16 protein-coding genes and 1 riboswitch are annotated in these 16,851 nt (G+C 51.1%); of the genes, 8 read left to right on the top strand and 8 right to left on the bottom strand.

Features of this window, described 5'->3' with window-relative positions:
- Nucleotides 1-15: 15 nt before the first annotated feature.
- Nucleotides 16-1,050, bottom strand: coding sequence for a FecCD family ABC transporter permease (locus tag AC50X8_RS02605; RefSeq protein ID WP_056030310.1), 1,035 nt, complete (start codon nucleotides 1,048-1,050; stop codon nucleotides 16-18).
- Nucleotides 1,051-1,052: 2 nt separating this feature from the next.
- Nucleotides 1,053-2,099 carry a FecCD family ABC transporter permease gene (locus AC50X8_RS02610; RefSeq protein WP_056030314.1) on the bottom strand — a complete coding sequence of 349 codons (1,047 nt, stop codon included), beginning with the start codon at nucleotides 2,097-2,099 and terminating at the stop codon, nucleotides 1,053-1,055.
- A 278-nt stretch (nucleotides 2,100-2,377) separates the two neighbouring features.
- On the opposite strand from AC50X8_RS02610, the gene AC50X8_RS02615 reads away from it, so the two are divergent.
- Both AC50X8_RS02615 and AC50X8_RS02620 read left to right on the top strand, forming a co-directional pair.
- On the top strand, nucleotides 2,378-2,959 hold the full coding sequence (locus AC50X8_RS02615) for a TetR/AcrR family transcriptional regulator (RefSeq protein WP_056032835.1): 582 nt from the start codon (nucleotides 2,378-2,380) through the stop codon (nucleotides 2,957-2,959).
- Between the two features lie 63 nt (nucleotides 2,960-3,022).
- Complete coding sequence (locus AC50X8_RS02620; protein ID WP_056030317.1) at nucleotides 3,023-3,595, top strand: NAD(P)H-dependent oxidoreductase; 573 nt, start codon at nucleotides 3,023-3,025, stop codon at nucleotides 3,593-3,595.
- Nucleotides 3,596-3,642: 47 nt separating this feature from the next.
- Here the strand turns inward: AC50X8_RS02620 and thiC are convergent, their stop codons facing one another.
- From thiC to AC50X8_RS02635, 3 genes are all read right to left on the bottom strand, one after another.
- Nucleotides 3,643-5,412, bottom strand: a complete 1,770-nt coding sequence (gene thiC / locus AC50X8_RS02625; protein WP_056030320.1) for a phosphomethylpyrimidine synthase ThiC — start codon at nucleotides 5,410-5,412, stop codon at nucleotides 3,643-3,645.
- Nucleotides 5,413-5,700: 288 nt separating this feature from the next.
- Nucleotides 5,701-5,806: riboswitch (TPP riboswitch) on the bottom strand.
- Nucleotides 5,807-5,840: 34 nt separating this feature from the next.
- Nucleotides 5,841-7,010 (bottom strand): glycosyltransferase family 4 protein, encoded by a 1,170-nt coding sequence (locus AC50X8_RS02630; protein WP_494878457.1) that lies wholly within the window; start codon nucleotides 7,008-7,010, stop codon nucleotides 5,841-5,843.
- An 88-nt stretch (nucleotides 7,011-7,098) separates the two neighbouring features.
- Nucleotides 7,099-7,395 (bottom strand): hypothetical protein, encoded by a 297-nt coding sequence (locus AC50X8_RS02635; RefSeq protein WP_056030326.1) that lies wholly within the window; start codon nucleotides 7,393-7,395, stop codon nucleotides 7,099-7,101.
- Nucleotides 7,396-7,538: 143 nt separating this feature from the next.
- Here AC50X8_RS02635 and AC50X8_RS02640 point away from each other — a divergent pair, with 143 nt between their 5' ends.
- Both AC50X8_RS02640 and asd read left to right on the top strand, forming a co-directional pair.
- Nucleotides 7,539-8,300 (top strand): TspO-related membrane protein, encoded by a 762-nt coding sequence (locus AC50X8_RS02640; protein WP_056030329.1) that lies wholly within the window; start codon nucleotides 7,539-7,541, stop codon nucleotides 8,298-8,300.
- 988 nt (nucleotides 8,301-9,288) lie between these two features.
- Nucleotides 9,289-10,077 carry an archaetidylserine decarboxylase gene (gene asd / locus AC50X8_RS02645; RefSeq protein WP_056030334.1) on the top strand — a complete coding sequence of 263 codons (789 nt, stop codon included), beginning with the start codon at nucleotides 9,289-9,291 and terminating at the stop codon, nucleotides 10,075-10,077.
- 45 nt (nucleotides 10,078-10,122) lie between these two features.
- On the opposite strand, the gene AC50X8_RS02650 is transcribed toward asd, so the two are convergent.
- Nucleotides 10,123-10,287, bottom strand: coding sequence for a hypothetical protein (locus tag AC50X8_RS02650; RefSeq protein ID WP_494878460.1), 165 nt, complete (start codon nucleotides 10,285-10,287; stop codon nucleotides 10,123-10,125).
- The gene (pdxR, locus tag AC50X8_RS02655) at nucleotides 10,247-11,731 is read right to left on the bottom strand and encodes a MocR-like pyridoxine biosynthesis transcription factor PdxR (RefSeq protein WP_056030337.1); all 1,485 of its coding nucleotides are present in this window, start codon (nucleotides 11,729-11,731) and stop codon (nucleotides 10,247-10,249) included. The genes AC50X8_RS02650 and pdxR overlap by 41 nt, the downstream gene beginning before the upstream one ends.
- 199 nt (nucleotides 11,732-11,930) lie before the next feature.
- Between pdxR and AC50X8_RS02660 the strand changes: the two genes are divergently transcribed.
- Nucleotides 11,931-12,572, top strand: a complete 642-nt coding sequence (locus tag AC50X8_RS02660) for a pyridoxamine 5'-phosphate oxidase family protein (RefSeq protein WP_056030340.1) — start codon at nucleotides 11,931-11,933, stop codon at nucleotides 12,570-12,572.
- Between the two features lie 119 nt (nucleotides 12,573-12,691).
- Here AC50X8_RS02660 and AC50X8_RS02665 read toward each other — a convergent pair whose 3' ends face one another.
- Complete coding sequence (locus AC50X8_RS02665; protein ID WP_056030343.1) at nucleotides 12,692-13,486, bottom strand: helix-turn-helix domain-containing protein; 795 nt, start codon at nucleotides 13,484-13,486, stop codon at nucleotides 12,692-12,694.
- 199 nt (nucleotides 13,487-13,685) lie between these two features.
- Here AC50X8_RS02665 and AC50X8_RS02670 point away from each other — a divergent pair, with 199 nt between their 5' ends.
- From AC50X8_RS02670 to AC50X8_RS02680, 3 genes are all read left to right on the top strand, one after another.
- Complete coding sequence (locus AC50X8_RS02670) at nucleotides 13,686-14,981, top strand: aminotransferase class I/II-fold pyridoxal phosphate-dependent enzyme (protein WP_056032837.1); 1,296 nt, start codon at nucleotides 13,686-13,688, stop codon at nucleotides 14,979-14,981.
- 139 nt (nucleotides 14,982-15,120) lie between these two features.
- On the top strand, nucleotides 15,121-15,840 hold the full coding sequence (locus AC50X8_RS02675; protein WP_155972788.1) for a response regulator transcription factor: 720 nt from the start codon (nucleotides 15,121-15,123) through the stop codon (nucleotides 15,838-15,840).
- Complete coding sequence (locus tag AC50X8_RS02680; RefSeq protein WP_494878463.1) at nucleotides 15,837-16,844, top strand: sensor histidine kinase; 1,008 nt, start codon at nucleotides 15,837-15,839, stop codon at nucleotides 16,842-16,844. The genes AC50X8_RS02675 and AC50X8_RS02680 overlap by 4 nt, the downstream gene beginning before the upstream one ends.
- Nucleotides 16,845-16,851: the final 7 nt, after the last annotated feature.

Below are 16,851 nucleotides of genomic sequence, written 5' to 3' on the forward strand. Positions count from 1 at the left end.
TGGAGCTGCAACCGCCTATTTGGAACGGGACAGCAAGTAAAGGAAATAGGGAGCACCAATGACGGCGATTACGATACCTGTCGGAATTTCCGAAGGCTGGAACGCCCAGCGAGCCAGCGTATCGGACACAATGACGAGCAATGCTCCCGCTAGCGCGGAAGCCGGAACGAGAATTTGATGCGTCGGTCCAACAAGACGACGGGCCAAATGCGGACCAATCAGCCCGACAAAGGAAATGCCGCCGCCAACGGCCACACATGTTGCAGCCAGACCTACCGCTGCTGCAAGCAGCTTCATCCGGTCCTTCTCAACCGGCGACCCCAGTCCCGTTGCCATCTGTTCGCCGAGGTTCAAAACGTTCATTGTACGCGACTTGTACATAACGTAAGGAATCAATAATAAAATCCACGGCAAAGCAGCAAGCACAAACTTCCAGTTTGTTCCATAAATATTTCCTACAAGCCAAACTTGAACGAGTTGATAGTCATTCGGATCAAGCGCAAGGCTGAGTACAATCATAAGCGCACTAATCCCTGCTTGCACCGCAACGCCGACCAGAATCATCCGTGTAGGCAGCAGTCCGTGGTAACGTTTATAAGATAGCGTATAAATTAGCAAGGCAGTAAGCGCAGCCCCGCCGAATGCCAGCATTGGCATAAAAAATGGCGATGCCATCTGATTGTCACGGAAAAAGGAAATATACAAAATAACCATCAGCCCTGCTCCAGCATTAATGCCGAGCAAGCCTGGATCGGCCAGCGGATTGCGGAACAAACCCTGCATCACACAGCCGGAAACGGCAAATCCTGCGCCAATCAATACGGAAATGACGATACGAGGCAGCCGGAAATCAAATAAAATGAGCTCCTGCTTCGCCGTTCCGTATCCGAATAACGTTTTAAATACATCAAGCGGAGTCAGCTTAATAAAACCTGTATTCATACTAATGACAAAAGCTGTAATAATGAGCACGCCCATAATGGTCATGACTATTATGGCTCGTCTCGTTCTGCGCTGCTCGCTTTTTGAAATTAAAGTAACGGTGCTCATAACTATAAACTCCCCCTTTGCTTAATCGCAAGATAAAGGAAGAACGGAACACCGATAATAGCAATCAGAGCGCCAACCGGCGTCTCATATGGACTATTAATCGTACGCGCTACAATATCAGCTACGATGAGCAGAAGCGCACCAAGCACGGCGGAACAAGGAATGATCCAGCGGTAGTCCACGCCTACCAAATAGCGAGCTACATGGGGAACGATGAGTCCGATAAAGCCGACCGCTCCGACAACGGATACAGATGCACCAGCCAAAATGAGCGTGACAATGATGCCGATCGTCTTCGTCAGCTTCGTACGCTGACCAAGGGACACCGCAACATCATCGCCTAGGCTGAGCAAGGATATGGAGCGTGAAATCGCAATGGCTGCTAAAATGCCGCCGATAATCCAAGGGGCAACAATGCCAATTTGCGACCATTTTGTATTGGCAATGCCGCCCGCATACCAGAAAGCAATATCCTGTCCAATTTGAAAGTGAATTTGAATCCCTTCAGACAGATTCATGAACAATGCGCTAATTGCTGCGCCCGCAAGCGTCAGCCGGACAGGCGTCAAGCCGCCCTTGGCGAGCGAGCCGATACCGTAAACGATACCTGCGGCAAGCGCCGCTCCAAAGAAACAAATAATCATAATTTCCAAATGAGACATGCCACGGAAAAAAGCAAAGCAAAGCGCCAGCGCAAAACCTGCGCCCGCATTAAGACCGAGCAAGCTCGGGTCAGCGAGTGGATTTCGGGTCATCCCCTGCATAACGGAGCCTGATACCGCGAAGGCCGCTCCTATAAGTGCAGCTGCAAGTGCCCTTGGCATCCTCAGCTCTTGAATAATCTGATGCTGGGTAATATCTGGATTAAAATAAAAGACGGCGGTCCAAACCGTGGATAAGCTAATTTTAGCTGCTCCGACTGAAATAGATAAAGCAAGGCCAAATAACACAGCAGCTGTGCCAACGATCAGAATGATGCTCGCTACTAGGGGCCTTGAACGCTGCCTCATCTGCTTCAATTCCTGTTTTTGCTCCTGTTTCAACGACATGATGCAGCTACCTTTCCCTTCATACCAAATAAAATGGCTTCATGATAACGATTCTCGTTTTCAAATATACCAAAGTTTGTTTGTTTATTCAAGCGTAAACGGCTACCGCCATCCTCTGGCGGCAAAGCTACCGTTTCGCGATGAAATCTAAGCCTATTATAAGGGGAAAACTTATATAGGCTTAGATTTCAATGAAAGAATCGTATCCTCTTAAAAATCCATCATCTCTGTTTTTATTGCCTCTTGATTTTTGGTTAGTGTTCACTTACAATACAAACATGAACAAAAAATCACATGCCGATAGTAAAAAAAAGGATATTTTGCAGGCGGCGATGCTGCTGTTTGCCACGAAGGGTGTTGACGGCGTTTCCGTCAAAGAAATTGGGCAGGCTGCCGGCGTAACGGATGCGGCGATTTACAAGCATTTTAAAAGCAAGGATGCCGTTGCTTTGGAAATCTTTGAGCAGGATTGTGCCAGCTACACCGCTTTAATCGATTATTATGTGCAGAAGGATGGCAGCAGCGCCAGCCGGTTTCGCCAATTAATCGACGAGGTGCTGCAAATGCACGACGAGGACCAATACGGACTGCTGCTGCTTTCCCAGCAGCATGAGCTGTTTTATACAGCAAGGATGGAAGGGCAGCTCAGGCAGCCGCTTGATGCATTAATAGACTTTATAGAGCAAGGCATCGAGCGCGGCGAGCTTCCAGAGCAAAATGCCCGCCTGTCGGCTGTCATGGTGATCGGCATTATAACCCAGCTAGCCGTATCCAGCATGCATGGCGATCTTCCCGCACAGCTTGCGCCGGACGCCGAGCAAATTAAGCGGCATCTATTAGCTTTAATAGGTCATTCGTGACCTTTTCTTTTTAACCTATTGGTTAGTGTTCATTAACTAAAATTCAAGGAGTGTTCCAAAACGATGAAAAACATTTTAATTATTCAAAGCAATCCCGCTGAAGGAAGCTACAGCGAGGCGCTGGCTGCCGCTTATGCTGAGGGAGCCGCTGGCGCCGAGGTCCGCACCATTCATTTGTCCCAGCTCGACTTCAATCCCGTCCTGGTCGGAGGCTACAATAACAAAGCACCACTAGAGAAGGATCTGCAGGACGCGCAGGCGCATATCAAATGGGCCGATCATCTTGTTTTTGTATATCCAACCTGGTGGGGCGGGCCTCCCGCTTTGCTCAAAGGCTTCATTGACCGCGTCTTTCTGCCCGGCTTCGCTTATAAATATGTGAAAGGCAAGGATCTTCCCAAGCAGCTGCTCAAAGGAAAAACAGCCCGGATCATCGTCACGATGGACTCGCCGGGCTGGTACTATCGTTTTTTCCAAGGCATGGCTGGCCACAAAATGATGAAAATTAACATTCTGCAATTTTGCGGCGTCAAATCCGTCCGTTTTACATCGCTGTATGAGGTCAGAAAATCATCGCTCGCCAAAAGGCAAGGCTGGCTTGCCAAGGTGAAGCAGCTCGGGGAAAAGTTCGCCTAACAGCGCCCGCCTCTCCTTGCTTATAGCAGCCTTTTGACTGTAATCTTCTATGTCCCGCTAACATATATGCGGCTTCCCGATTCCTTGAACGCCTCGGACTTTTCCTTCATTCCCGCTTCAATGGCCTCTGTCGTCTCCAGCCCATTTTGCTCGGCGTACTCTCTAATATCTTGTGTAATGCGCATGCTGCAAAATTTAGGTCCGCACATCGAGCAGAAATGCGCGGACTTAGCCGCTTCTGCTGGCAGCGTCTCATCGTGGTACGCCATGGCGCGCTCAGGATCCAGCGATAAGTGGAACTGGTCGCGCCAGCGGAACTCGAAGCGCGCTTTCGACAGCGCATCGTCCCGCAGGCGAGCCCTAGGATGGCCCTTGGCCAGGTCGGCGGCATGGGCCGCTATTTTATACGTAATAACCCCTTCCTTCACATCATCCCGATTCGGCAGCCCCAGATGCTCCTTCGGCGTCACATAACAGAGCATCGCAGTTCCGAACCAGCCGATCATAGCTGCGCCAATAGCCGATGTAATATGGTCATAACCGGGAGCAATATCCGTTGTCAGCGGCCCCAGCGTGTAGAAAGGCGCTTCATCGCACACCTCCAGCTGGCGGTCCATATTTTCTTTAATCAAGTGCATAGGCACATGTCCCGGTCCTTCGATCATCACTTGCACATCATGCTTCCAGGCGATTTTCGTCAGCTCGCCCAGCGTATCCAGCTCGGCAAACTGCGCTGCATCGTTGGCATCGGCTATCGAGCCCGGACGCAAGCCATCGCCTAGCGAGAACGAAACATCGTAAGCCTTCATAATTTCGCAAATGTCCTCAAAATGCGTATATAAAAAGTTCTCTTGATGGTGGGCCAGGCACCATGCCGCCATAATCGACCCGCCACGCGACACGATGCCCGTCACCCGCTTGGCTGTTAGCGGAATATAGCGAAGCAATACGCCTGCATGGATCGTAAAATAATCAACCCCCTGCTCCGCCTGCTCAATGAGCGTATCGCGGAACACCTCCCAGCATAGATCCTCCGCTTTGCCATTTACCTTCTCCAGCGCCTGATAAATCGGCACGGTGCCGACCGGAACCGGGGAATTGCGAATAATCCATTCGCGCGTCGTATGAATATTTTTGCCTGTAGACAAATCCATAATCGTATCCGCACCCCAGCGCGTCGCCCATGTCATCTTCTCTACCTCTTCCTCAATAGAAGAAGCTACTGCTGAATTGCCAATATTCGCATTGATTTTCACATGAAATTTCCGCCCAATTATCATCGGCTCGATCTCGGGATGATTAATATTAGCTGGTATGATCGCACGCCCAAGGGCAATCTCCGAGCGGACAAATTCAGGGTCCATCCCTTCTCTTATCGCAATAAATTCCATTTCATGGGTGATGATTCCCTGGCGCGCATAATGAAGCTGGGTGACATTATGTCCTTTTCTCGCCCGCAGTGGCCGCGTCGTTATTGGAAAAAGCTCCGCTCCGCGCTCATTCGCCTTCTCGGCCGTCCTAAAACCGTTATCCTCCGGCTTTACGCTGCGTCCGTCGTACCGCTCTACATCTCCTCGACCTTCAATCCACTCTCCCCTTACATGCGGCAGCCCTTTGTGAACATCCGCCTCATAAGCGGTATCGGTATATGGCCCACTCGCGTCATACACGCGAATCGGCGCATTCGGTATTTTTTCTCCGTTTCTGCCTGTGCTCGCTTCGAGCTCAATTTCGCGCATTGGCACCCAAATATCCAAGCTTGATCCCGACTCGTACACCTTGCTGCTGCCCGGCAGCGGATTCATAAAGATCGTCATATGCTAAAAAACCTCCCATGGCATTATGAAGATCCACCAGGAGGCCTTTAGACGTAAATTCAGTTGGAAAATGCAGCGCCCGGCGCCTGTTCCTTTGCTCCCATTCTATTAGGCGAGATAAACGCCTCACAAACAAATACGCCAAGAGGCGCTCCGCTTGCTTGCATGCTTGTTCAACCAGAGGGCAACAAAAAAACCGCTCCGGCGAAGAAGCGGCAGAATGTGCAAACATACGCGAATAATAGAGCTTCCCTATGCTAAAAAAAGCAAAACGAAGCTGCTCGCGATGAACTCACTTTCCCACTTTCCTACGCTGGCATAACCCAGATCAGGTTCAAAGGGACCAAAGCTCATTCGCTTTATCTCAGCCATGAAGGCGCCCCTAGTGGATTTCCTTGTTAGACTATACCGCTCCCATATACTGGTTGTCAATCCAAGTCGGGCAATTTCCGTTCATTCAGCACATTCATCCAGCTGCGTCCCGTATGCTGCCAAGTGAAGCTTTGCTCCACCCGCTCGCGGCTCTTCTTTCCCATGCTCGCCCTAAGCTCGGAGCTAGCGAGTAGAGCAAGCAGCTTGGCTCTCAGCTCCTTCTCCAGATTTTGCTGTGAAATCAAATAACCGGTGACGCCATCCCGTACAATCTCCTTCATGCCGCCCGCCCGTGTAGCCACTACCGGAAGACCCGTTGCCATTGCTTCGACGTTCACGAGACCGAATGCTTCACGCTGTCCCGAAGGGACGATCGCCATATCTGCGGCCAAAAACCAGCCTGGCACTTCGGTATACGGCACATAAGGAACGAAGCGCACATGATTCGGATAAGCACGGCCGAGCTGCTGGAGCTTGCGGGAATAAGCGGTGGAGCGATGCGAGCCGTAGAAGGGGCTGCCGACGATAACAGCCAGCATATTCGGATGTTTTTTTACCAGCTCAGGCATAATATGCAGAAGATGGTGAGCGCCCTTGAGCGGTATGAGCCTGCCGAGAAAAATAACGACCTCGCGGCCCTCCAGCTTTTTCGCCTGCCGCTCCCGCTTCCGCTTCTCTCGCCCTTCTTCGGTAAATCGCGATGGAAAAAGCCCCGTTTCCACGCCGGGATAGACGACCCGTATTTTCGCTGCCGCTTCAGGCGCCCTCGTCGCAACAACGCGCCGCAAAAACTCGCTGTTTACAATAATGCGATCAGCCGCTTGCAGGCTTCGGTGCAGACTGGATGGCGTTATATGACCGGGACTTAGAAAAGTAGAGGAATGCAAGCTCAGCCAAATTCGGGCGGACGGCAGCTTCTGCTTCAGGGCAAGCACGTTGTGCGGACGGTTCTCCACCTGAATAACATGCGGTTTGTAAGCAACTAAGGAACGGCCAACAGCGGCGATATAGCTGGCTTTGTTTACCGCTGGGAATCTGACGCAGGCGACGCCATGGACTAGCCCGTTGCGTTTAAGGCCTTTTGTCGTCCGCCCATAAATGCGGGGATGAATCCGATTTTTCAGAAGTGGAACGAATTTTTCGACTACCCGTTCGACCGAGCTGCTTTTTGTGGATGGGATCGGAAATGACCCTGGCGTAACAAACGCCACTCTGGCAAGCGTCATTTCGTTCAACTGCCTCCTAGCGCATTAAAATGGCAATAAGTTTGCGATAGCATACGCGCCATTTCCGCAAATTGCCACTAGCTTGCCGCTAGCTGGACGGCCGGAGCACATTTATGGCCATTCGTGCAGGTGTATAGATAGCTAAATAAGCCCCTCCTATAATAAATACAGGATTAAGCAGCACCGCATGAATTTCCGTCATAAACACCGTGTCGCGAAGCATCGTTCTCGCTATAGCTGAAGCGATGGAAACAAACGTTGCAAAAAGCAAAATGGCTGCCAGCGCATCCATAACAAGCAGCGCCTTCCGGCTGCGGCAGCCGATCCATCCAGCTGCCAGACAGCAGGCCGCAAGTATAAGTGTGATCAAGATGGTGATGGTCATTTAAGCAAATACCCCTTCTCAGTTTGGGTTTTCTTACATGAAGCTTGGGCTTTTTGTGCAAGAAATAAACGGGAAGGCGTGAAATAAAAGCAAGGCATGGTGAATAAGACAATATAGATGCACGAGGAGAGGAGAAAAATAAGATGAATGCTGCCTATCGCTGGCTGAACGCTTTTGGACTGCTAATCGTCATTGTCGTCAATGCACTCGCCGTCACCCTGCCGCTTGGAGGCAAAACGACTGCCCAGCTTGCGGCGCAATATCCGATTCAGTTCATGCCCGCTGGCTATGCCTTCTCCATATGGAGCCTGATTTATTTGCTGCTTGCCGGATTTGTCATTTATTCCTTTCTGCCGTCAGGCAGAGCAAGCAGGCTGCCTTCCCAGATCGGCATCCTGTTTTTTGTTAGCTGCCTGTTTAATGCGGCTTGGATTTTTGCTTGGCAATACGAGAAGGTGTACGCCAGCGTATTTATTATGCTCGCGCTGTTGATCACGCTGATCGCCATCTACACGCGCGCCAGGACGCCCGGCTGGCAGACGGCAACGACTGGCGAACGCTTTTTCGTAGAGCTGCCCTTTAGTTTGTATCTCGGCTGGATTAGCGTCGCGACCATCGTCAACATTACCTCCGCGCTGTACAAGTCAGGCTGGCAGGGCTTTGGGCTGTCCGAGACGGGATGGACGATTATTTTGCTGGCGGTCGCTGCTATGCTCGCCTTAATCATCGGCTGGAGCTACCGCGATGCCGCTTTCGTCGCTGTCTTCATCTGGGCGTTCATCGCCATTATCGTCAAGCAGCAGGAGCATGATGCCATCGTATTCAGCACGCTCGCTGTCACGATTGTGCTCGCGTTGTTTATTGTTTTATTGCTGTTGTTGAAGCTGCGTAGGCTGCATGAGTAGTGGGGGAATGAAGGGAGGGGGAGAGAAAATAGTTCGCCCTAACTATGATAACGGAGTCGGGTACGTTTTTCTGTCACTCTCCCTATGAAGGGTGACAGAAAAATAATAATCGTAGTGATTCTTAAGAGTATTGTTTTAAAAAAACAAAGCTAAAAACAGGTCAATCATGGTGTGCTATCTGACCATAATCAACCTTTTCAAGGTAACGAAAAAACGTTATCCAGAGATAGATTAAACTATCATCAGGCAACTCTTAGCCTGTTACCTCAAGAAGCATATGACGTTGTATCTGGGAAAACTCCATCGCCTAGTTCTTCAGGTTCCCCATTAAAATACCACCCTTATTTTTATATTATGCTTTCTAACCCATTATAATGTTTTTGAGCTTCTGCATGTCCCTGTTCATACGTAACACCATATTTTTTTCATATAGTTGGATTCAAATAATTCATGGTTTAGAAACAAGATATCATTCTTATTGTAATTCCCTTGTATTAGTCTTTCCCTCGCTACGTAAGTGAGCCAGATTCATGCTCTTCTTATCAGAGATTTTCCTCCATTACCAAGATAGGTTTGGCGGACACAGCAGCAGCTATTTCAACAGAATCACGGGTTTAGTACAGGCTGCGGACTCAAAATCCGTTAATGCGCTGCAAATGGCCATTTTGAAGGGAAGATTAGAGCGATAACGGACCTCCTGTCCGCGTACGGCCTGAAATTGTAGAAAATGCCAGAATAGCGGAAGCTGTGTCCTCCAAAAAAGGAGGGAACATCTCGAACCGTGTGGGCTCAGCAACAGCGGTTTCAACAATAGCAGTTTCTCAGCAAAACTCGCATGCTGCGGTTCCTTATGCTATGAATCGCCCCCTCCTGTTTCCCAACCTGTAAAGGTCGCGAATCGAACCTATTGCTTTGTGATGCGGGTTGTGGCACACTGTTTGGGACAAGCACCACTATTCGAAGCAAGAAAGGACGTGACGGTACGAGCATGCTAGATGGATTACTTCGTGCCATGACGGAATTAAGCTCACGCAAGTCGATTTCGAGGTTGACTGGGCGTTTTGCGCAATCCAGAGCGAGCCGCCGTTTTATTCCGCGCTTTGCTTCCATGTATGGAATTAAGGTGGCAGAAGCCGAGAAACCGCTAAATGAATACGCTACGCTAAATGAATTTTTTACCCGTCGATTAAAACCAGGCATGCGACAAATAGACATGAGTGCGGACAGCCTTGTAAGTCCGGTTGACGCTCTTATTACAGGCATTGGCCCAATAGAAAACGGAACAATTGTCAATGTAAAAGGGCAGGACTACACGATTGAAGAGCTGCTGAACCGTTCGCCAAGAGCGGAAAACTACCTTAACGGCCATTATTTTGTCCTGTATTTGAGCCCGACCGATTACCACCGGATTCATGCTCCTGTGGACGGCACAATCGTGGAGAGCGAGCATATTCCCGGCAAGGTGTATCCGGTCAACGAGTTCGGCTTAACCAAAATGCGCCGGGTGCTCAGCCGCAATGAACGGCTCATTACGTATATTAAACATGGCGGCGGTGAAACGGCTGTCGTGAAAGTCGGCGCCATGAACGTCAGCAGCATCCGCTACGTTGACCCGCTGCCGCCGCATACGGTAAAGGGTGGCGATCTTGCTTATTTTGAGTTCGGATCTACAGTCGTGCTGCTGACTGAAAATAAAACCTTCACCCCGCTGCCTAACTTAAAGCTCGGCCAGAAGGTGAAAATGGGCGAGGCGCTTGGCCGCTTGCTGCCGCGTTAACCCACTCGCTCGCCATTCGAGCGTAATTACAACTTAAAAGTCTAATTAAAAAAAGCTCGCTGCCCGTGCGGAGAAATCTCCGCCAGGCAGCGAGCTTTTGTCTGCTTCAGCAGCAGTTGCAGTAGTTGCAGTAGTTGCAGTAGTTGCAGCAAAGCTGCTGTTGCCATCTTCAGCCGCGCTGCTGCTGAACCTCCTCCCAGCATGCCGCAATTCGCCGCATGCCCTCCTTAATATCGGCTTCGGCCAAATGCGCGAAGCCGAACAGCGCTGCCGGAGCGCGCTGCTCCTCCGGCTGCCGCCACAGCCGCTCGCCGCGGTTCCAGCTGACGCCTTCCCGCTGGCAGCGCTCAATCAGCCGCTCATAATCCGCGGCTGCCCCAAGCCACACGCCGTACTGATGCAAGCCTGCATCCGACGGCGTAAACCGGAACAAGCCCGCGAGCTGCTCCGCGGCTTGTTCCTTAAAGAGCTTGAGGCGCCGTCCGCAGCTGCGCCTCATCCGCCGCAAATGCCGAACATACTGCCCGCTCGCCATAAATACGGCGAGCGCCCGCTGCTCCGCGATTGAGCTTGGGCTTGGCTCAAGCAAAAACTTTGCCTGCCGCAGCGGTTCCCGCAGCGCATCCGGCGTAATGACATAGCCAAGCCTCAGGTCGGCGTACATCGTCTTGGAGAAAGTGCCGACATACACGACCCGCCCCTCGTGGTCGAGCGTCTTGAGCGGCTCCGCCGGGCGTCCGCCCCAGCGGAATTCGCTGTCGTAATCGTCCTCAATGATGACAGCACCTTGCCGGGAAGCCCATTGCAGCAGCTCTAGCTTGCGTTCAGGCGCAAGCTGTGCTCCGGTTGGATACTGGCGCGTCGGGGTCACGAACAGCAGCTTTGCATCCCAGTCCTGCGGAATAATGCCATAATCGTCGACATCCGCATCTATAATGACGCCGCCCGCAGCAGCAATTGCCCGTCTAATGCCGGGATAGCACGGGTTTTCCACCACGACTTGATCACCAGGGTTGATCAATAGCTGGGCGAGCAGGGCAATGCCATACATAGAGCCGCTCGTAATAAATAAATGCTCTACGCTCGTGATCATGCTTCGCTCACGGCGCAGCTCGCTGGCAATCGCTTCGCGCAGCGGCAAATGTCCTTCTATCACTCCGTAATCCTCATACTGGCGCTCCAGCACTCCTCTAACCTCCGCGAACATGGCCGTCTTCCATTCATCCTGTGGAAACAGCTCAGCATCCGCGTAGCCTACATCAAACGCAATGCAATTCTCCTCGTGTACAGGCCGCTTCGTATACCCTTTAATCTGCGGCAGCCGCTGCGCCCAAGCGGATAATGCAAGTGTACTCGCCTTGCCTTCCAGCTCAACCCCAGCTTTGGAAGCTGGCGGCTTGCTATAGGAAACATAGGTGCCGCTCCCCCTTCCCGGCCGAACAAAACCTTCTGCATACAGCATATCGTACGCTGCATTCACCGAACCGCGCGACATGCCATAGCTTTCGGCCAGCCTTCTGCTGGAGGCGAGCTGCTCCCCATCCTCCAGCACCCCCGCGACAATAGCTTCACGTAGTGCCAGAAACAGCGCATCCGCCTTGCGCCCCATCTCCTCATAATACCGCTCATAAGCCGCACGGCAGCGATCATCCATCATTCAACCTCCTATGACCATCCTGTTGCCTACTAATTCCGCCTATTCCCCCGCTCAAGCAAAAGTGGTTCAATAAAATTACTGTAAAGTGGATCTTTTTATATGTCAATATTCCGTTTACACTTGCAATTAACGAGCTGAACGCTTGGCACATCCCTTACTCAAGTTATCGCTATTGTTACGAAAGGAGCAGTCCGCTATGCGCAGAAAAGAATTTGCAATTGGAAGTGAAGATGAACAAGAGATTACCGCCTTTTTGGAGGAAATGAGCTACGGCTTTCTAGGAACAGCTAGAGCGGATGGCGCCCCTTCCATTACTCCGCTGAATTACATTTATTTGAACGGAAACATTTATTTTCACGGCAGCCGTGCAGGAGATAAAATGAAGCTGCTCGGGGCAGATCCACGAGTCACCTTCTGTGTGGCTAAGGAATATGCGATTATTCCTTCCCATTTTACCGATCCGCTGATGGCCTGTCCGGCCTCCGCCTTTTTCAAATCGGTCATTATTGAGGGCACCGCGTCGGTCGTCGAGGATTTGATGGAGAAGGGCGAGGCGCTGCAAGCGCTGATGTCCAAGCTCCAGCCAGAAGGCGGGCATTTGCCGATTGCCGGGGATGATCCTGCTTACAGGGGCAGGCTCAAGGGAGTTGCCGTCGTAAAAATTGAGCCGCAGCAAATCAACGCGAAGTTCAAATTCGGCCAAAATGCCGATGAGAACAATCGTGAAGCCATTACAAACGGCCTGCTTGCACGCGGACGGGAGCTCGATGCAGAGACGGTCGACCTTATGCGCCGATACTGCCCGCACCATAACGAAAACGCTCATCCGGGCGACTAACTATACTCAATCCATTTGCATCTGTGACATTTATACATTCTCATTTATCAAAAAAAGCCGAGCGCCTCTCCCCCCTTTGTTGTCGGGAATAAAGGCCGCACCGGCTTTTTTTTATGAACTTAACGAATTTCCGACGGACTCCGTCCGGTGTATTGCTTGAATTGGCGGCTGAAGAAAAAAATATCACGGTAGCCGAGCGCGTCCGCCACCTCCGTCACATTCATGCCCACGTGCATCAGCAGGTGCTGGGCGCGGTCGATCCGGGTGCTGATCATAAACGTCTGGACCGACATGCCGATCAGTTCCTTGAACTTCATCGAAAAATAGCGCGGCGACAGCTGGGCGCGCATCGCGAGATCCTCGACCCGGTGGGCAATGCCGGGATTTTGCCGGACATAGTTGGCGACCTCATGAATGGCCTCGGTCAGCTGATTGCTCACTTTTTTCTCCACTGGCGATTGTTTTGTCGCACGGTCCTCCCGCAGCAGATGAATCATCAGCTGCTTCAGCACTAGGCGCGCTTCAATTTCCGCCGCGTAGGTTTTGACCAAAAACAGCCGCACGTAACGCGACAGCATGTATTCAAAATCTACCGTATCAATCAGCTGGCGGTACCGTTCCGGCACCAGCTCCGGCTCTTCCGCCGTATCAAAGTGTATATAAGTAAGGACTAGAGGCTTCTGCGGATTATGGGTTGCGCTCGTATAGTCGCCTGGACGGAACAGGAAACAGCTTCCTTTACCCACTGGGTAATGAATGCCGCCCACTTCGACTTCCCCTTCACCGCTCCACACATAAAATAAATCAAAATTAGCCATCGGCTTTTCACGGCGCTGCCATTTCCAATTCGGCTCGCAAACGATCTTAGCGAAAGGCGGCAGCAGTAAATAGGCATCGGGTGTTAAATGCAGCATAAAACCCTCCTGAAACGTAAGCTTATGCCGTCATCATACACCAGCGCGAAACTTTCGCGCAACCCCAGCTGGCAGTCGTCACATTTTCCAAAAAAATTTGAAATTGAAATGGTTCCGACACGTTAAAAAATGATATAATAGCTCCCGATAAGTATGATCAGAAAATGAATTGATTTTTCGGAAGGATGGAATGAAGTTCATGAACCCACTTGCTCAGCAGTTGAATGAGACTTTGGCAGCAGAAAGCCCGAACGTCCATGCCATGTTGTCAGCTTTAGGAAAAGCCATTTATTTCCCGAAGGAAGGCATACTTAGCCAATCCGCAGAAGCGAAGGCGAAGGCCAAGACGTTTAATGCCACAATCGGCATTGCGATCGAAGGCGGACAGCCGATGCATCTTAAGGTCATTCAGGATACACTCACTGCTTATAATCCTAAGGATCTATATGAATATGCACCCCCTGCGGGCAAACCCGAGCTGCGCACAGCTTGGCTTGAGAAAATGCTCAAAGAAAACCCTTCACTTGAAGGCAAACGTCTCAGCAATCCTATCGTCACGAACGCTTTAACGCATGGGCTCAGCATTGTCGCCGATCTGTTCGCAGAAGCGGGCGATACCGTTATTATTCCAAATAAAAACTGGGAAAACTACGAGCTGACCTTTGGCATCCGCCGGGGCGCAGAAATCGTGGAATACCCTTTACTTAACGATAGCAATACGTTTAACAGTGACGGCCTGCGCGAAGCGCTGCTCGCTCAGAAGGACAAAGGCAAAGCCATCGTCCTGCTTAACTTCCCGAACAACCCGACTGGCTACACGCCAGGCCTGCAAGAAAGCGAAGAGATTGTAGCCGCTGTCAAGGAAGCGGCGGATGCAGGCATTAATGTCGTCGTCGTTACCGACGATGCTTACTTCGGCTTATTTTTCGAGGATTCGGTTCACGAGTCGCTGTTCGGCAAATTTGCCGACCTGCACCCTCGCGTCCTAGCTGTCAAAATCGACGGTGCGACGAAAGAGGATTATGTCTGGGGCTTCCGCGTCGGTTTCATTACGTATGCTGCTTCTTCCGACAAAGTGCTGAATGCGCTTGAGCAGAAGACGCTTGGCATTATTCGGGCGACGATTTCCAGCGGCCCGCACCCTTCGCAGACGTTTGTGCTGAAAGCTCTGCAATCGCCTGATTTTGACGCTCAGAAAGCGGAGAAATACGACATTATGAAGGGCCGCGCCAATCGTGTCAAAGCGCTGCTCGATAGCGGCCGTTATGGGGATACCCTAGCGTATTATCCGTTCAACTCCGGCTATTTCATGTGCCTCAAGCTCAGCGGCGTATCGGCCGAGGCTGTTCGTGTGCGCCTGCTTGAAGAATATGGCATCGGTACGATTGCCCTTGGCGAGACCGATCTTCGCGTCGCTTTCTCCTGCATCGAGGAAGCCGACCTGGAGTCGCTTTACGATACGATTTATAAAGCAGTGACCGAGCTGCTGGCTTAATTATTTCAGCATTTTATTCCTTTCCCCTTGGAAAGTAGCCGTGTATAATACGGTTACGGCCAAGGGGTTTATTTTGTTATATGATAAAATGAGGGCAGCAGAAATGGAAACTACGCTTTGTAAGAGGAGCTGAATAACGATATATACGATCATGATAGTCGAGGATGATGCGAAGATCGCTGAGCTGCTGCGGGCGCATATTGAGAAATATGGCAACGCGGCAGTTGTGACGACGGATTTTGCCCGCGTCATGGAGCAGTTTGAACAAGTAAAGCCGCATATTGTACTGATGGATATTAATCTGCCGAGCTTTGACGGCTTTTATTGGTGCCGGCAAATTCGGACCGTTTCGACCTGCCCGATTATTTTCATTTCCGCCCGCAGCGGCGAAATGGATACGGTACGCGCCATCGAAAATGGCGGCGATGATTATTTGACCAAGCCCTTCCATTATGAAGTCGTAATGGCGAAAATCCGCAGCCAGCTAAGGCGCGTATACGGCGACTATGCCCAAGCTGCTGGTGAGCGAATAGTTGAGCATGCCGGACTGATATTATATCCCGAGCGAATGGAGCTGCATCTGCAAGGACAATTTGTAGCTTTGACTAAAAAAGAAACCGTGCTCGTGGAGACGCTGCTCCAGCGCTGCCAAAGGCTCGTGAGCCGGGAAACGATTTTGGAAAAGCTGTGGGATGATTATACGTATGTCGATGACAATGCGCTTAGCGTCAATATGTCGCGTGTGCGCAAGAAGCTGGCAGAGCTTGGCATTGAAGGAGCACTCGAAACGGTGCGCGGCACGGGCTACCGCCTGAATGACAGCTGGGCAAATGGCGAGCAGCAGCGTGAGCGCCGATGAAGCTTTTTTTACGGGATCAGCTTGCACTTGTGTTATTTATGCTCATACAGCTCGTCGTAGTGACCGCCGTGTTCTGGCTGGACGGCTATAGAAACTTGACCATCGCCTCGTATGCACTGCTGCTTGGACTTTGCGTATTTATTGCTTTTTTAGCTTACCGTTATTTGTCTCATCGTCGATTTTATACGCTGCTCAGCAGCAGGCAAGCAGGCCTTGAGGAGTCGATCCAGCAGCTGGGGGCCGCCCCCCTCCCTGCGTCGCTTGCCGAGCTGCTGCAGCTTCAATATCGCCATTACCAGAAACAGATCATTGAAGGCGAGCGCAAGCAGCAAAATCATCTGACCTTTATGAATCAGTGGGTGCATCAGATGAAAACACCACTCTCCGTGCTGGAGCTCATGCTGTCGGAGGAAGCAGATGCGCGCAATGACAGCATGCGGGAAGAAACGGATCGCATCCGCAAAGGGCTGGATATGGTGCTGTACGTCGCCCGGCTGGAAACGTTCGAGCAGGATTTTCAGGTGGAGAAAATGCAATTGCGGGAGCTTGCCAACGAGGTGATTTTGGAAAATAGGCGGCTGTTTATTCGCAGCTTCGTATACCCGGATATGCAAATCGAGGAAAACTTAGTCGTGGAGACAGACGGCAAATGGCTGCGTTTTATTATGCAGCAGCTGATTGCCAATGCGGTCAATTATTCAGCGGGCAGCGGCGCAAAAATAACGATTAATGGTTACCGAAGCGAGCGCTCGGTCATCCTTGAGGTGATCGATTGCGGCGTCGGCATTCCTGCCTCTGATTTGAGCCGGATTTTCAACGCCTTTTTCACTGGGGAAAATGGACGGGCGTTCAAGGAATCGACGGGCATGGGCCTCTATATCGTCCGTACCGTGCTTGATAAAATGAATCATGAGATCGAGGTTGAATCAAAAACAGGGGAAGGCAGCGGCACGACAATGCGGATTATTTTCCCCTTTGCCGCTGTTCAGTCCGTTGAGCATTAAACGTACA

This window comes from Paenibacillus sp. JT22N15, from assembly GCF_059383755.1.

Bases quoted from the DNA above. Each gene is read 5' to 3' on its own strand.
- AC50X8_RS02620 (WP_056030317.1), top strand. From the start codon at position 3,023: ATGAAAAACATTTTAATTATTCAAAGCAATCCCGCTGAAGGAAGCTAC.
- AC50X8_RS02605 (WP_056030310.1), bottom strand. From the start codon at position 1,050: ATGAGCACCGTTACTTTAATTTCAAAAAGCGAGCAGCGCAGAACGAGA.
- AC50X8_RS02680 (WP_494878463.1), top strand. From the start codon at position 15,837: ATGAAGCTTTTTTTACGGGATCAGCTTGCACTTGTGTTATTTATGCTC.
- AC50X8_RS02670 (WP_056032837.1), top strand. From the start codon at position 13,686: ATGAACCCACTTGCTCAGCAGTTGAATGAGACTTTGGCAGCAGAAAGC.
- thiC (WP_056030320.1), bottom strand. From the start codon at position 5,412: ATGACGATCTTTATGAATCCGCTGCCGGGCAGCAGCAAGGTGTACGAG.
- AC50X8_RS02615 (WP_056032835.1), top strand. From the start codon at position 2,378: ATGAACAAAAAATCACATGCCGATAGTAAAAAAAAGGATATTTTGCAG.
- AC50X8_RS02630 (WP_494878457.1), bottom strand. From the start codon at position 7,010: ATGACGCTTGCCAGAGTGGCGTTTGTTACGCCAGGGTCATTTCCGATC.
- AC50X8_RS02665 (WP_056030343.1), bottom strand. From the start codon at position 13,486: ATGCTGCATTTAACACCCGATGCCTATTTACTGCTGCCGCCTTTCGCT.
- asd (WP_056030334.1), top strand. From the start codon at position 9,289: ATGCTAGATGGATTACTTCGTGCCATGACGGAATTAAGCTCACGCAAG.
- AC50X8_RS02660 (WP_056030340.1), top strand. From the start codon at position 11,931: ATGCGCAGAAAAGAATTTGCAATTGGAAGTGAAGATGAACAAGAGATT.
- AC50X8_RS02635 (WP_056030326.1), bottom strand. From the start codon at position 7,395: ATGACCATCACCATCTTGATCACACTTATACTTGCGGCCTGCTGTCTG.
- AC50X8_RS02610 (WP_056030314.1), bottom strand. From the start codon at position 2,099: ATGTCGTTGAAACAGGAGCAAAAACAGGAATTGAAGCAGATGAGGCAG.
- AC50X8_RS02640 (WP_056030329.1), top strand. From the start codon at position 7,539: ATGAATGCTGCCTATCGCTGGCTGAACGCTTTTGGACTGCTAATCGTC.
- pdxR (WP_056030337.1), bottom strand. From the start codon at position 11,731: ATGGATGATCGCTGCCGTGCGGCTTATGAGCGGTATTATGAGGAGATG.